Annotated in this window: 11 protein-coding genes and 3 riboswitches; of the genes, 5 read left to right on the top strand and 6 right to left on the bottom strand. The window is 65.1% G+C overall.

Translation table 11 applies throughout. The features are described 5' to 3' along the window. Positions 1 to 23: 23 nt before the first annotated feature. A riboswitch (SAM riboswitch) is annotated at positions 24 to 146 on the bottom strand. Between the two features lie 202 nt (positions 147 to 348). Continuing rightward, positions 349 to 2586, top strand: coding sequence for an NADP-dependent isocitrate dehydrogenase (locus G6N36_RS12965; protein WP_163686866.1), 2238 nt, complete (start codon positions 349 to 351; stop codon positions 2584 to 2586). Here G6N36_RS12965 and G6N36_RS12960 read toward each other — a convergent pair. After that, on the bottom strand, positions 2583 to 3416 hold the full coding sequence (locus G6N36_RS12960) for an epoxide hydrolase EphH (protein ID WP_163686865.1): 834 nt from the start codon (positions 3414 to 3416) through the stop codon (positions 2583 to 2585). The two genes, G6N36_RS12965 and G6N36_RS12960, sit on opposite strands and share 4 nt — an antisense overlap. 125 nt (positions 3417 to 3541) lie before the next feature. Between G6N36_RS12960 and G6N36_RS12955 the strand changes: the two genes are divergently transcribed. From G6N36_RS12955 to yhjD, 3 genes are read left to right on the top strand one after another with little or no spacing between them, the layout of a single operon-like run. Then, complete coding sequence (locus tag G6N36_RS12955; RefSeq protein ID WP_163686864.1) at positions 3542 to 4894, top strand: NAD(P)/FAD-dependent oxidoreductase; 1353 nt, start codon at positions 3542 to 3544, stop codon at positions 4892 to 4894. Between the two features lie 21 nt (positions 4895 to 4915). Further along, positions 4916 to 5923, top strand: a complete 1008-nt coding sequence (gene trpS / locus G6N36_RS12950) for a tryptophan--tRNA ligase (RefSeq protein WP_163686863.1) — start codon at positions 4916 to 4918, stop codon at positions 5921 to 5923. A 33-nt stretch (positions 5924 to 5956) separates the two neighbouring features. Beyond that, a complete protein-coding gene (gene yhjD, locus G6N36_RS12945) occupies positions 5957 to 7006 on the top strand; it encodes an inner membrane protein YhjD (RefSeq protein ID WP_163686862.1) in 1050 nt (349 codons plus the stop codon). A gap of 12 nt (positions 7007 to 7018) precedes the next feature. On the opposite strand, the gene G6N36_RS12940 is transcribed toward yhjD, so the two are convergent. Further along, positions 7019 to 8554: a high affinity choline transporter 1 gene (locus tag G6N36_RS12940; protein WP_163686861.1), complete on the bottom strand. Its 1536-nt coding sequence runs from the start codon at positions 8552 to 8554 to the stop codon at positions 7019 to 7021. A 51-nt stretch (positions 8555 to 8605) separates the two neighbouring features. Beyond that, a riboswitch (guanidine-I (ykkC/yxkD leader) is annotated at positions 8606 to 8712 on the bottom strand. A gap of 117 nt (positions 8713 to 8829) precedes the next feature. Continuing rightward, positions 8830 to 8898: riboswitch (guanidine-III (ykkC-III) riboswitch) on the top strand. A gap of 11 nt (positions 8899 to 8909) precedes the next feature. On the opposite strand from G6N36_RS12940, the gene G6N36_RS12935 reads away from it, so the two are divergent. Next, entirely contained in the window at positions 8910 to 10076 is a 1167-nt protein-coding gene (locus G6N36_RS12935; protein ID WP_163686860.1) for an agmatinase family protein, read from the top strand. 18 nt (positions 10077 to 10094) lie between these two features. Here the strand turns inward: G6N36_RS12935 and G6N36_RS12930 are convergent, their stop codons facing one another. The 4 genes from G6N36_RS12930 to G6N36_RS12915 all read right to left on the bottom strand — a co-directional run bounded on the left by G6N36_RS12930 (position 10095) and on the right by G6N36_RS12915 (position 14351). Next, on the bottom strand, positions 10095 to 11318 hold the full coding sequence (locus tag G6N36_RS12930; RefSeq protein ID WP_163686859.1) for a D-alanyl-D-alanine carboxypeptidase family protein: 1224 nt from the start codon (positions 11316 to 11318) through the stop codon (positions 10095 to 10097). Positions 11319 to 11425: 107 nt separating this feature from the next. After that, complete coding sequence (locus tag G6N36_RS12925) at positions 11426 to 12442, bottom strand: SMP-30/gluconolactonase/LRE family protein (RefSeq protein ID WP_163686858.1); 1017 nt, start codon at positions 12440 to 12442, stop codon at positions 11426 to 11428. A 23-nt stretch (positions 12443 to 12465) separates the two neighbouring features. Beyond that, complete coding sequence (locus G6N36_RS12920) at positions 12466 to 13845, bottom strand: aspartate aminotransferase family protein (RefSeq protein WP_163686857.1); 1380 nt, start codon at positions 13843 to 13845, stop codon at positions 12466 to 12468. Next, positions 13842 to 14351, bottom strand: a complete 510-nt coding sequence (locus G6N36_RS12915) for an Lrp/AsnC family transcriptional regulator (RefSeq protein WP_163686856.1) — start codon at positions 14349 to 14351, stop codon at positions 13842 to 13844. Before G6N36_RS12915 ends, G6N36_RS12920 begins: the two co-directional genes overlap by 4 nt. Positions 14352 to 14452: the final 101 nt, after the last annotated feature.

Raw genomic sequence — 14452 nt, 5'->3', positions numbered from 1 at the left:
TGTGTCAGGGGGCCCGACAAACGGACCCGCGCTTGCCGGCAACCGCTCGCTAGCGGCTACTCAACCTGGTCTTCACCCGGAGCACCCCACCGCGGTTGGAGGGTTGCCGGCCAGCAAGCCGGGGCTTGACGCTGGCGCTCATGACCGAGCACAGACTATCGCATAGGCCTGACTGCGTGCCAGCAGCCTGTTTCCTGCGCGCCGAAAGCTACCCGCCAGTAGCCGAAGTCCGCCCGGGAGACCCAGGTGGCCCACGCGTAGCGTCGTGTTCGACGCAATACTTATAGCCGCCGCGCACAACGCGGAGCTTTGTCGAACTGTCCGAGAAGACCCCCGGGAGAGCATCACATGAGCGAAGAGCAGCCGACCATCATCTACACCATGACCGACGAGGCGCCGCTGCTTGCGACCTATGGCTTCCTGCCGATCATTCGGACCTTCGCCGATCCGGCGGGGATCAACATCGAAACCAGCGATATCTCGGTGGCGGCCCGCATCCTGGCCGAGTTCGGCGATCACCTGTCCGAAGAGCAGCGCGTCCCGGACAACCTCGGCGAGCTGGGCAAGCTGACACAGTCCCCGGACACCAACATCATCAAACTGCCCAACATCAGCGCGTCGGTGCCGCAGCTCTACGCGGCGATCAAGGAGCTGCAGGAGAAGGGTTACGCGGTTCCCGACTATCCGGCCCAGCCGAAGAACGACGAGGAGAAGGCGCTCAAGGAGCGGTACGGCAAGATTCTCGGCAGTGCGGTGAACCCCGTTCTGCGCGAAGGGAATTCAGACCGGCGCGCTCCCAACGCCGTCAAGGAGTACGCCCGCAAGCACCCACACAGCATGGGCGAGTTCTCTCAGGCGTCGCGCACCCACGTGGCGACCATGAAGGGCGGCGACTTCTACCACGGCGAGAAGTCGATGACGCTGGATCGCGACCGCAAGGTACGCATGGAGCTGAAAACCAAGGGCGGACAGACGATTGTGCTCAAGCCCGAGACGGCGCTGGAGGACGGCGACGTCATCGAATCCATGTTCATGAGCAAGAAGGCGCTCGTCGAGTTCTACGAGCAGCAGATCGAGGACGCCTACAAGACCGGGGTGATGTTCTCACTGCACGTCAAGGCGACGATGATGAAGGTCAGCCACCCCATCGTGTTCGGTCACTGCGTGAAGGTCTTCTACAAGGAAGCCTTCGCCAAGCATCAGGACGTGCTCGACGAACTCGGAGTGAATGTCAACAACGGGATGGTCGATCTCTACAACAAGATCGAGGCGCTGCCGTCGTTCCAGCGTGAGCAGATCATCCAGGACATCCACGACGTCCACGAGCACCGTCCCGAGCTGGCGATGGTGGATTCGGCCAAGGGCATCACGAACTTCCACTCGCCGAGCGACGTGATCGTCGACGCGTCGATGCCGGCCATGATCCGCCTCGGCGGCAAGATGTACGGCGCCGACGGTCGCACCAAGGACACCAAGGCGGTCAACCCCGAGTCGACGTTCTCCCGCATCTATCAGGAGATGATCAACTGGTGTAAGACCAATGGCCAGTTCGATCCCACGACGATGGGCACCGTGCCGAACGTCGGCCTGATGGCGCAGAAGGCCGAGGAATACGGCTCACACGACAAGACCTTCGAGATTCCCGAGGACGGCGTCGCGGACATCGTCGACGTCGACACCGGGGAGGTGCTGCTGTCGTGGGACGTCGAGGAGGGCGACATCTGGCGGATGCCCGTCACCAAGGACGCGGCGATCCGGGACTGGGTCAAGTTGGCCGTCACCCGTGCCCGCGCATCGGGTATGACGGCGGTGTTCTGGCTGGACACCGAGCGTCCGCACGAGGCTGAACTACGCAAGAAGGTCAAGGCGTACCTGCAGGACCACGACACCGAGGGCCTGCACATCCAGATCATGCCGCAGGTCTGGGCCATGCGGTACACGCTGGAGCGGGTCACCCGCGGACAGGACACCATCGCCGTCACCGGAAACATCCTGCGTGACTACCTCACCGACCTGTTCCCGATTCTGGAGTTGGGCACCAGCGCCAAGATGCTGTCGATCGTGCCGCTCATGGCGGGCGGCGGAATGTACGAGACCGGCGCGGGTGGTTCGGCGCCAAAGCACGTGCACCAGCTGGTGGAGGAGAACCACCTGCGGTGGGATTCGCTCGGCGAGTTCCTCGCGCTGGGGGCCTGCTTCGAGGATCTGGGCAACAAGACGGACAACAAGCGCGCCACCTTGCTGGGCAAGACGCTCGACGGCGCGATCGGCAAGCTGCTGGAGAACGACAAGGGACCGTCGCGCAAAACCGGCGAGCTCGACAACCGCGGCAGCCAGTTCTACCTCGCCATGTATTGGGCACAGGAACTCGCCGAACAGAGCGAGGACAAGGAGCTCGCCGACCACTTCGCGGCGCTCGCGAAATCGCTTGCGGAGAACGAGGAGACCATCGTGTCTGAACTTGCAGAGGTGCAAGGGGATTCGGTGGACATCGGTGGTTACTACTGGCCCGACCCGGAGAAGACGACCGCCATCATGCGGCCGAGCAAGACGCTGAACTCGACCCTGGAGTCCGCGCGCGGCTAGCCGATGGCCTCGTGCGGCGGAGGCGTCGCGTGGCGGTCGGTGAACTCGACGATCAGGTCGGCGACCCGGCGCGGCGCCTCGAACATCGGGATGTGCCCAACGTCGTCGAGATGCGTGATCTGTGTGGACTCTGGCAGGTGAGTGGTGAAGTGCCGGGTGAACCTCGGATGCGGAAGCACCCGGTCTTTCTCGCAGATGACCAGGTGCGTCGGCGTCTTGGCCTCGGCGAGTTCCATCAGGCCGGGCATCAGCAGCGACTTGACCAGCAGCTGGTAGTAGGCCGGGCAGTGGGTGACGTCGTCGATGATGTCGCGCCACTGGTCGTCGTTGAGGCGGTCCGCTGTCGCGCTGATCGGCACGAAGCCGAGCTGACGGACGTAGGGCAGCTTGAGCGCACGTTCGCCCAGCAACTTGGCGCCCAGGTAGACGGGCAAGCCGGCCACGAACTTGAACACGATCTCGAACTTGGCGGGGGTGTAACGATGCCAGCCGCCGGCCGGCGCGATGCCCGTCAATGAGCGGGCCCGGCCGCGGCGCGAGAGTTCGAAGGCCACCCACCCCCCGAGCGAATTTCCGACGATGTGGGCGGTTTCCCAGCCCAACGCGTCCATCCGACGTTCCATGTCGTCGGCCAGCTCGACGGTGTCCAGGAAGAACCTGCCCTTGATACCGCCGTTGTGCCCGGGCATGGTCGGTGCCAGGACTTCGTACCGCCCGGTGTCAGCAATCAGCGGTGCGACGCCTTTCCACACGTTCTGCGACATCATGAACGGGTGTAGCAAAAGCAGTGGCTCTCCGGAGCCCAGGTGGATGGGTGCGCGCTCGATCATCTGCCCGACACTAAAGGTGGTACCGCCGGTACCGCAAGCCCGCCGCCCCGGCGATGGTCAGGGCACCGTCGAATATTCACCCGCTGTGGACTGTGAGCGGGGCGCATGACCGTTAGGGTCGGCAAATGACCGACGAAACCATCGCTCCCCGGCGTCATCGCGTCGTCATCATCGGGTCCGGCTTCGGCGGGCTGTTCGCGGCCAAACACCTCAAGCGCGCGGACGTCGACATCACCCTCATCGCGAAGACGACCCACCACCTGTTCCAGCCGCTGCTCTATCAAGTCGCCACCGGCATCCTGTCGGTCGGTGAAATCGCGCCGGCGACGCGAATCATCCTGCGTAAGAACAAGAACACCGAAGTCTTGCTCGGCGATGTGGTCGGAATCGACCTGAAGAACAAGACCGTCACCTCGAAACTGCTCGATTGGGAGCGGGTCACGCCGTTCGACAGTCTGATCGTGGCCGCAGGCGCACAGCAGTCCTATTTCGGCAACGACCATTTCGAGGCCTTCGCTCCTGGCATGAAAACGGTCGACGACGCGCTGGAACTGCGCGGCCGGATCCTCGGCGCCTTCGAGGCGGCCGAGGTGACGACATCGGAGGCCGAACGCAAGCGTCGGCTGACATTCGTCGTCGTCGGCGCCGGACCGACCGGGGTCGAGGTCGTCGGACAGATCGCCGAGCTCGCCGATCGAACCCTGGCCGGGGCGTTCCGCACCATCGACCCCACCGAAGCCCGGGTGATCCTGGTCGAGGCCGCCCCTGCGGTGCTGCCCCCGATGGGGCCCAAGCTCGGGCTGAAGGCGCAGCGCCGGCTGGAGAAGATGGGCGTCGAGGTCAAGCTCAACACGATGGTCACCGATGTCGACTACATGGGCCTGACCGTCAAACAGGACGGTGAAGAAGCCAGAATCGAAGCCGCCGTCAAGGTTTGGTCGGCCGGCGTGCAGGCCAGCCCGCTGGGCAAGCTGATCGCCGAGCAGTCCGACGGCACCGAGGTCGACCGCGCGGGACGTGTGGTTGTCGAGCCTGACCTCACGGTCAAGGGCCATCCGAACGTTTTCGTCATCGGCGACCTGATGAGCGTTCCCGGCGTCCCGGGGATGGCGCAGGGCGCGATTCAGGGTGCGGTCTACGCCACCAAGCAGATCAAGAGCGAACTCAAGGCTTCGACAGGCGAACGAAAGCCGTTCAAGTACTTGAACAAAGGCAGCATGGCCACCGTCTCGCGGTTCAGCGCGGTGTGCCAGATCGGCAAGGTCGAGTTCGGTGGATTCCTGGCCTGGCTCGCGTGGCTCGGTCTACACCTCTACTACCTCGTGGGCAGCCGAAATCGCATCGTCGCCGTGTACTCCTGGTTCATCACCTTCCTGGGCCGCGGCCGCAGCCAGCTGGCGATCACCGAACGGTGGGTCTTCGCACGCAGGGCCATCGAGGAGACCCGGGAACAGAGCGCTCAAAAAGCCATTGGCTGACCATGCCAAGATTGACGCATCATGAGCACTGCGCGTCGCGTCTTTTCCGGTGTCCAACCCACATCTGACTCCCTGCACCTGGGCAACGCCCTGGGCGCCATCAAGCAGTGGGTGGGCATGCAGGACGACTACGACGCCTTCTTCTGCGTGGTCAACCTGCACGCGATCACCATCCCGCAGGATCCCGAGGAGTTGCGTCGACGCACCATGGTGACGGCCGCGCAATACCTCGCGCTCGGCATCGACCCGTCACGGTCCACCGTCTTCGTCCAGAGCCAGGTGCCCGAGCACGCCGAACTCGCTTGGGTGCTGGGCTGTTTCACCGGATTCGGGCAGGCGTCGCGGATGACGCAGTTCAAGGACAAGTCGCAGAAGGAAGGTGCGGAGGCCACGACCGTCGGGCTGTTCACCTATCCCGTGCTGATGGCCGCCGACGTGCTGCTCTACGACACCGAACTGGTTCCGGTCGGGGAGGACCAGCGCCAGCATCTGGAGTTGGCCCGCGACGTCGCGCAACGGTTCAACGTCCGCTTTCCGGACACCTTCGTGGTGCCCGACGTACTGATCCAGCAGGCCACCGCCAAGATCTACGACCTGCAGGACCCCACGTCCAAGATGAGTAAGTCCGCGGCCACCGACGCCGGCCTGATCAGCCTGCTCGACGATCCGAAGAAGACCGCGAAGAAGATCCGGTCGGCGGTGACCGACAGCGAGCGCGAGATCCGCTACGACCCGGCCGCCAAGGCCGGCGTCTCCAACCTGTTGAGCATCCAGTCGGCGATCACCGGCACCGACGTCGACAAGCTCGTCGAAGGTTACGCGGGCCGCGGCTACGGCGACCTGAAGGCCGACACCGCCGAGGCCGTCGTCGAGTTCGTCACGCCGATCCAGGCGCGTGTCGACGATCTGATGGCCGATCAGGCCGAGCTGGAGGCGGTGCTGGCCACCGGGGCCGAGCGTGCCAGAGAGGTGTCTTCAAACACTCTGCAGCGGGTATATGACCGTTTAGGGTTTCCCCGGGGGACCTAATAGCCAACGCCCGCAACTCGCTTGGAGGCTCCAATGACACCTCCGGTCGAGCCGGGCAATTCGAACGAGTCCAAACCCGGAATTCTCGATCGCTTTCGCGCGCGATACCACTGGTTCGACCACGTGATGCGGGCCCAAGAGCGATACCAGGAGAGCAAGGGCGACTTCTACGCCGCCGGCATCACGTACTTCACCATCTTCGCGTTGTTCCCGGTGCTGATGGTCGGATTCGCGATCGGCGGCTTCATTCTGGCGAGCCAGCCCGAGCTGCTTGCCGAAGTCCAGGAGCGGATCAAGTCGACGGTGCCCGGTGACATCGGGCAGCAACTGGTCGACCTAACAGACTCTGCGATCAAGTCGCGCACGTCCGTCGGCATCATCGGCCTGGCCACCGCCGCATGGGCCGGGCTGGGCTGGATGGCGAACCTGCGTGAAGCGCTGAGCCAGATGTGGGGACTGGCGCGGCAGGAGCCCAAAGGTTTCGTCCGCACCAAGCTGTCAGATTTGGCGGCCATGGTGGGTCTTTTCCTCGCGCTCGTCGTGACCATCGGGCTGACCGTGCTGGGTAGTTCGGGAGCGATGAAGCAGGTCCTGGAATGGTTTGGGCTGCAAGATGTTCCGGGTGTGAATTTGGCGCTGCGGATTACGTCGCTGGCGGTGTCGGTGCTCATCACCTGGTTGCTGTTCACCTGGGTCATCGCGCGGCTACCCCGTGAGTCGGTCAGCTTCCGAAGCGCGCTGCGGGCCGGATTGATCGCCGCGGTGGCCTTCGAAGTCTTCAAGCAGGTGGCGTCGATCTACCTGCGCTCGGTGGTGACCGGCCCGGCGGGAGCGACGTTCGGTCCGGTGCTGGGCCTGATGGTGTTCGCCTACATCACCTCTCGCCTCATTCTATTCGCCACGGCGTGGGCCGCGACGTCATCGGATAACCTGGCGACGGCCCCGGTCGATCCGCCCAACCCGGCACAGATCACCCCGCGCGTCGAGTTCCGAGAGGGCCTGGGGATTCGCGGTGCACTGGCCGCGGCCGCCCTGGGAGCCGTTGGTGCGCTGGGAATTTCGCGGTGGAGCCGCCGCCCGTAAGCCCCAGCTGCGCTATACGGGCGCAGCCTCACCCGCGAGCACAGGCTCCGTCTCGGTCTCCACTGTCGTGGAATCCAGGGCATCGTCCACATCCTGCGCGACCTGAATGTCCAGACCGCGCAGCGTTGCCGGTGGTGTCATCAACGACACGACGACATAGGTCAGCAGGCCGGCCCCGAAGGCGATGAAGGTAGGCCACCCGTCGAACGATGCGGTGATGAGGCTGTTCGGGATGTAGAGGATCGTGTTCTCGACTCCGAACATCGTCGGCGTCATGACGAACAGCACGATCCGGACGACGAACCCGACGCCGATCGCGGCGACCGCGGCCGTCGTGGTCCCTCGGCGCCACACCAACCCGAGTATGAACGGCACGGCCAGGCAAGCGAGCATCAAGTCGAAGGCGAGCGTCAGCAGGATTCCGGTCTGCTGCACGTAGACCGCGAACAGGATCGAGAACAGCGTCATCGGCACCATCGCGATACGCGTCGCCTTCAGTAGCGGATCCTTCTTGCCGGGCTCATGCACCCGGCGGACGCCGCCGAGATTGCGCACGCAGACATTGGAGATGGCCAGGATCGCGCCGTTCGCGGTGGACATCGACGCACCGACCAACCCGCACAGCACCAGGACCGTCAGCCCAAGTGGCGCGTACTGGTCCAGCAGGACGAACAACACCGGGCCGTCGAGTTCCGCGGGCATGAACGAATGTGCCGCCAGTACAACCAATCCGAACGGGACGCAGATGGCGACGGTACCGACTGCCGCGCTGAAACAGGCCTTGCGCGCGGCCTCGGGCGACTTCGCGGAGAACACGCGGGCCATGAAGTCGATCGCCACGATGTCACCGATGCCGAGTGCGATCAGCGTCGCCCAGTTGATGACCGCGCCCTGCGCGGGGTCGGACAATTGACCAAGCGCCAAAGGCCCTGTGCCCTCGGCGATATCGAGACCGTGCGTCGTGGTCATCCACACGAGCAGCCCGATCGCGCCGATCAGGATCAGCGACATCTGGATGATCGCCGTGTAGGCGTCGGCGATCAGGCCGCCGGTTCCGGTGTAGGCCACCGCGATCGCCGCGATCAGGACCACACCCAGCCAGTAGGGCATGCCGAGGAAGTAGTTGAACAGGAAGCCGCCCGCGACGAGGTTGCCCGCCACCAGCATGCAGAACGCGACGGCCAGGAGTACCGAGGCGCCCACCTCGACCGAACGCCCGAACCGCAGCCGGTAGTAGTCGGGAAACGACGTCAGCCCCATCCGGTTCATCGGTTTGGCGAAGAAGATGCCGGTGATCGTCAGGCACAGCGCCAAACCCAGCGGCAGCGCCGCCCCGGCCCAGAAGCCGAACTCGAAGGCGAGGTCGGTGTTGCCGAGCGTCGCGTTGGTGTCGACGGCCGCGCCCATGAGTGCGCCGCCGACGAGCCAGAAGGGCAACATTCGGCCGCCGACAAGGAAATTGGAGCTGTCGCCCTCGATGCGTTTGGACACATAGAAGCCGACGGCCACGACAACGGCGATGCTGATCGCCACGCCGAGAAGAATCATGTGGGATCTCCCGAGGTGATGCGCGGAGGCGGAGCCTCCGCACGAGCGGAAGTCTCCCGGGCTTTTGTCCCGCCGTGGAACGGTCATGCGTCGGTGCCGGCCGCCTGCGTCTCTCGGACCAGACCCGGCATGCCGGCGGAACCCTAGACGCGCCCCACAACTTCTGTGAGTCCATGCCAGAAAAGACGCAGCTCGTTACGACCGGTCGCGACCGGTGTTAACGATGCGTTTCATTCAGCGCTGGACAGGAATACGCCGTCGTGCCGACAATGGCGGCAGGCGCCGTGCGATCCGGCGCCCCGGACGAGGTGCGTCGTACCCGGTCAGCGACAAGACGGCGCGTGAGGAGAATCTCGTGTCCGATTCAGCTGGCCATCCCGATCGTCCGGATCCGTCGCTGCCCAACGCCGAAGGCGCGTGGGCCCAGCAGGTCGAGGCCAGGCTCGGTGACCGCCGGTTGCGCGAGGAGATCGATCGCGGCCTGAGCTACGGCCTCGAAGCCGCCCCGACGATCAACGACCGAACCATCTCGACGTTCGTCCGTGGCGAGAAGCCGCACTTCGCCGGCGAGCGGGGCACCTTTCTGAAGTGCCCGTTCATCGAGGACGTCAACGAGGTCGACGACGCCGAGGTGGCGATCTTCGGTGTGCCGCTTGATGCCGGTGCCACCTACCGGCCCGGCACCCGTTTCGGGCCTCAGGGGATCCGTCGTTCCACAAACCTGTTCGGCACGTACAACTACGAGTCCGGCGTCGACCTGCGCGAGCAACTGAACATGGTTGACATCGGCGACGTGTTCACGATCCCGGGCAATCTGGAGAAGTCGTTCGACCAGATCAGTCAGGCGATGGCACACGTGGCGCAGAAGGGCGTCATGCCGATAGTTCTCGGTGGCGACCACTCGATCGGCTTTCCGACCGTTCGCGGGCTGGCGCCCTACATGGACGGCAACATCGGCATCATCCACTTCGACCGCCATGTCGACACCCAGGAGACCGACCTCGACGAGCGGATGCACACCACCCCGTGGTTCCACGCGACCAACATCAAGAACGCGCCGGCGACGAATCTCGTGCAGATCGGTATCGGCGGCTGGCAGAGCCCACGCGAGGGCGTGAAGGTCGGCCGCGAACGCCAGTCGACCGTCATCACCGTCGGCGACGTGGAACGTGTCGGCGTCGAGAAGATCGCTGAGATGGCGCTGGAAATCGCTTGGAAGGGTGCCAAAGCGGTCTATCTGTCGTTCGACATCGACGTGATCGACGCCGGTTTCGTGCCGGGCACCGGCTGGCCCGAGCCGGGTGGACTGCTGCCGCGCGAAGCGCTGAACCTGGTCAAGATGGTGTCCGAGCCCGGGTTGGCCGGTATCGAGGTGGTGGAGTGCTCGCCGCCCTATGACTGGGCAGAGCAGACCGCGCTGATGAGCTCGCGGGTGATACTCGACAGCCTCGCCGCGCAGGTCCGGTCCGGAAAGCTCGGCAAGAAGCCCGCCGCGCTGCCGCGGCCTGCTTGGGGGCCGTGACGGGGTCGCCGCCGGGAGTCAGTGCTGGGGGCGGCGATTGAGAGACCGGGCGCCCATGATGAGCCCGAACACGATGATCGAGCCGACGATGCCGACGCCCACGCGCACGGGCGTGGCGTCGATGTCGGCGAGTACCGGTGCGGCGTTGAGAGCCTCGGCGCCTGCGGCCGCTTCAGGCTTCGGCGCGAGCAGAGAAGGGTCGGGTTCGATCAGCGTGCCGACCTTGGTGCCCGGCGCCGTCGCGAAGCCGTAGTCAAGCAGATGCGCCGCCTGCTCCCACGGAGCGATCGGTTGGCGGGTTCCGCGCAGCAGCACCGCGACCAGTCGGCGGCCGTCACGGTTGGCCGCACCCACGAACGTCTGGCCCGCGTCGTCGGTGAAGCCGGTCTTGCCGCCGAGTGCGCCGGGATAGTTGGCGAGCAGCTTGTTGTCGTTCTCGATCGGATAGCCGGCATCACCGCGACCGGGGAAGTCGAAGGTGCGCGTGCTCACGATGTCGCTGAAAATCGGGTTCTGCCAGGCATATCGGTAGAACAGGCCGATGTCGTACGCAGACGTGCTCATGCCAGGACCGTCGAGACCCGACGGCGTCGCGACTCGCGTGTCGTGCCCGCCGAGCTTGTCGGCGAGGACGTTGAGCTTGCCGATCGTGGTTTCCATGCCGCCCATCTGGGCCGCCAGCGCGTGCGCGGCGTCGTTGCCCGAATACATCAGCAGACCGTGCAGCAGGTCGTTGATGGAGTAGTGGCCGTTTTCGCCGACGCCGACCTTGGTGCCTTCCTGCGCCGAATCCTCGGCGGTGCCTGGTACGACCTTGTGGATCGGCAGTTCCCTGATGGCCTGCATCGCCACGAGGACCTTGATGATGCTGGCGGGCCGGTGCCTGCCGTGCGGATCCTTGGCGGCGATGACGTCGCCGGTGTCGAGGTCGGCGACCAGCCACGCTTCGGCCGAGATGTCGTTGGGCAGCGGTGGGGTGCCGGGCGCGGTGATGACGCCGCAACCCGAGAGCGCATCGCCGCCCATCGGCTTGGCCGGGACGGGCAGCGGACCGGGTGCGGCCTGGCCGGGTTTGGGCACCTCGGACGCGTCGACGGCCGGGGGTGTCGACTGCTTGTACGGGCAGGCGTTGGTGTCCGGCGCGGCGTCCGGCTGAGCGGCGGCCACCGCGGGGGAGGTCAACAGAAACAGGGCCGCCACCAGCGCAGCAGCGCGCTTCGACGAGGTTCGTACGTTCGCCATGGTGAGCGCAGATTAGGACGTTGCGGGCGGGTTTCCCAGGAGGCGCGCTGTGACTGGTGTGATTGGAGTTTCAAATGTGACTTGGCGGGTACGGTCATCGCGCCGATCTAGCGCAAGGCCGTGGCCGCGAGGTCGACGTGCGCGACGGCCGGCGCACCGATGCTTCCCATCCATAATCTGCCGCCGGCTTCGACCAGACCGGTCACCAAACCGAACCCGGGATGCTCAGTGCGCACGCCCGCGACTGGGTTGCCGGTGTCGGGGTCAAACGCCACCGCCCACACCGTCGGCTTGATCTTCGGTTGTGCCCGGTCCGGTAGTCGCCACAGCAGCTTGCGCAGAACCGGCGGGCTCTTCGGCAGCCACTCCGCGATCGGATTGGTAGCCGACACCATCGCGCACCAGATGCGTCCGTCGGCACCAGTCGACAAGTTGTCCGGACTGCCGGGCAGATTGACCGCGAGCGGCGTCACCGTGCCCGCCATGTCGCCGGTTAGCCAGTACTTCGACAGTCGCCGCGCCTGGGTTTCGGCGAACACCAGCGCCGACCCGTCGGCGGTGGGAGTGATGCCGTTGGCGAAGTACAGCCCGGCGACCACGGTGAGCACCGTGCCGTCCGGGTCGCGACGGAAAACACTGCCGCGGTTGCGGGCCTCGAAGATCGGCCCGAGAAAGTGCTCGTAGGTGAAGGCACTCGTCGACTCGGTGAAATAGATTGTGCCGTCCGGCAATTCGGTGACGTTGGAACAGAATTGTAGTGGGCGTCCGTCGACCTCGGAGACCAGCGTCTCGACGGCGCCGCTGGCCGGATCGAGCGCCAGCAGGCCGCCGGGACTGCTGCAGATGAGCAACCGACCGTCGCGCGCGACGTGTAGGCCCAGCGGCCGGTTGTCGATCTCGGCGACGACCACCGGCGCACCGCCATCGGGCGGGATACGCACGATCTTGCCGTCGATCAGCCCGGCCCAGATGTGGCCGTCGCCGTCGACCACCACATCCTCGGGCGCATCACCCGGCACGGGTACCACCGTCACGTCGGCCGACGGAAACTCCGGCAACGGGTCGACCGGCGGCGGATTCCAGCGAACGGGGTCGATCGGCGGCTTGGGCTGTTTGGCAGGCACGCCGCCGACGTTAGCGCGGTTCGCTAGAGCAACCGACCCGCTTCTTCAAGGACGCCGCGAAGGATCTCGTAAATCGCGTCGAACTCCTTCTGGCCGCTGATCAGCGGCGGCGCCAACTGCACCACCGGGTCGCCGCGGTCATCGGCACGGCAGTACAGGCCCGCCTCGAAGATCGCGGGGGTAAGAAACCCGCGCAGCAGCCGCTCGGATTCCTCGTCGTTGAAGGTCTCCTTGGTGCTCTTGTCCTTCACCAACTCGATGCCGTAGAAGAAGCCCTCGCCCCGGACGTCACCGACGATCGGGAGGTCGTAGAGCTGCTCGAGCGTCGCGCGGAATGCCGGTGCCATCTCCTTGACGTGGTCGTTGAGACCTTCGCGCTCGAAGATGTCGAGGTTGGCCAGCGCCACTGCCGACGACACCGGATGCCCGCCGAATGTGTAACCGTGCGCGAACGTCGTCTTGCCGTCGTTGAACGGTTCGAACAGCCGGTCGGAGGCGATCATCGCGCCGATCGGCGAGTAACCCGACGTCAAACCCTTTGCGCAGGTGATGATGTCGGGTACGTAGCCGAAGTCGTCGCAGGCGAACATCGAGCCGATCCGGCCATACGCGCAGATCACCTCGTCGGACACCAACAACACGTCGTACTCGTCGCAGATCTCGCGAACCCGCTCGAAATACCCCGGGGGCGGCGGGAAGCAGCCGCCCGCGTTCTGCACCGGCTCGAGGAAGACCGCGCAGACGGTGTCGGGGCCCTCGAACTCGATCGCCTCGGCGATACGGTCCGCGCAGTATCGACCGAACGCCTTGGCATCGTGCTCGTACAATGCAGGCGCTCGGTAGAAGTTGGTGTTGGGTGCGCGGAAGCCACCCGGGGTGAGCGGCTCGAACTGCTCCTTGAACGCGGGCAGTCCGGTGATCGCGAGGGCGCCCTGCGGGGTGCCGTGGTAGGCGATCGCACGTGAAATCACCTTGTGCTTACCGGGTTTGCCGGTCAGCTTGAAGTAGTTCTTGGCCAGCTTCCACGCCGACTCCACGGCTTCACCACCGCCGGTGGTGAAGAACACGCGGTTCAGATCGCCCGGTGCGTACCCTGCGATGCGCTCGGCAAGCTCGATCGCCGACGGCGTGGCGTAGGACCACAGCGGGAAGAATGCCAGCGTCTCGGCCTGCTTGGCCGCCGCCTCGGCGAGCTCCTTGCGACCGTGGCCGACCTGGACCACGAAAAGCCCTGACAGGCCGTCGATGTAGCTCTTGCCCTTGCTGTCCCAGATGGTGACGCCTTCGCCACGAGTGATGATCGGCGGTGTGATGCCGGCGCCGTGGCGAGCGAAGTGGCCCCACAGGTGGCGATCGGCGGTGGCGCCCAGCTCGGCGGAGAGATCGATATCGGTAGAAGTCATCTTGTACCCCAATTGTATTGCTGTTTAACGAGTTTCAGGTAGACAAGTGTCTCTGTTGATATCACTCCCGGCAATGCGCGGATCTGGGTGTTGAGGAGATCGAGAAGGTCGTCGTCGTCCGCGCAGACGACTTCGACGATCGCGTCGAACGAACCCGCCGTCAGGACCACGTAGTCGACGGATTCGATGGTGGCCAGCTTCTCGGCCACCTTGGTGGTGTCCCCGGTGCACTTGATGCCGATCATGGCCTGGCGCGCGAAGCCCAGTTGCATCGGATCGGTCACCGCGACGATCTGCATGACGCCCGCGTCGACCATGCGCTGCACCCGCTGCCGGACGGCGGCCTCGGAAAGGCCGACTGCCTTGCCGATGCCGGCATAGGAACGTCGGCCGTCCTGCTGCAGCTTCTCGATGATCTGTTTCGACAGGTCGTCGAGTTGGAACGCCGCGCCAGGTCTGGACTGGTTGACACGGAACGACACGGGTCCAACGCCCGGGTTAGCCATGCATGAGATTGTGCACGGAATCCGTCGTAGCAAGCAACTATGACCATGAAATCACGCGTTTTGACCCCTTCGCGCTGCGGGAATGCGTAGCTTGGCCGGTC

The sequence above is a fragment of the Mycolicibacterium gadium genome (assembly GCF_010728925.1).
Classification (GTDB): domain Bacteria; phylum Actinomycetota; class Actinomycetes; order Mycobacteriales; family Mycobacteriaceae; genus Mycobacterium; species Mycobacterium gadium.
This window is presented reverse-complemented; position numbering and strand designations above follow the sequence as displayed.

Bases quoted from the DNA above. Each gene is read 5' to 3' on its own strand.
- G6N36_RS12915 (WP_163686856.1), bottom strand. From the start codon at position 14,351: ATGGCTAACCCGGGCGTTGGACCCGTGTCGTTCCGTGTCAACCAGTCC.
- G6N36_RS12955 (WP_163686864.1), top strand. From the start codon at position 3,542: ATGACCGACGAAACCATCGCTCCCCGGCGTCATCGCGTCGTCATCATC.
- G6N36_RS12965 (WP_163686866.1), top strand. From the start codon at position 349: ATGAGCGAAGAGCAGCCGACCATCATCTACACCATGACCGACGAGGCG.
- G6N36_RS12940 (WP_163686861.1), bottom strand. From the start codon at position 8,554: ATGATTCTTCTCGGCGTGGCGATCAGCATCGCCGTTGTCGTGGCCGTC.
- yhjD (WP_163686862.1), top strand. From the start codon at position 5,957: ATGACACCTCCGGTCGAGCCGGGCAATTCGAACGAGTCCAAACCCGGA.
- G6N36_RS12920 (WP_163686857.1), bottom strand. From the start codon at position 13,845: ATGACTTCTACCGATATCGATCTCTCCGCCGAGCTGGGCGCCACCGCC.
- G6N36_RS12930 (WP_163686859.1), bottom strand. From the start codon at position 11,318: ATGGCGAACGTACGAACCTCGTCGAAGCGCGCTGCTGCGCTGGTGGCG.
- trpS (WP_163686863.1), top strand. From the start codon at position 4,916: ATGAGCACTGCGCGTCGCGTCTTTTCCGGTGTCCAACCCACATCTGAC.
- G6N36_RS12960 (WP_163686865.1), bottom strand. From the start codon at position 3,416: ATGATCGAGCGCGCACCCATCCACCTGGGCTCCGGAGAGCCACTGCTT.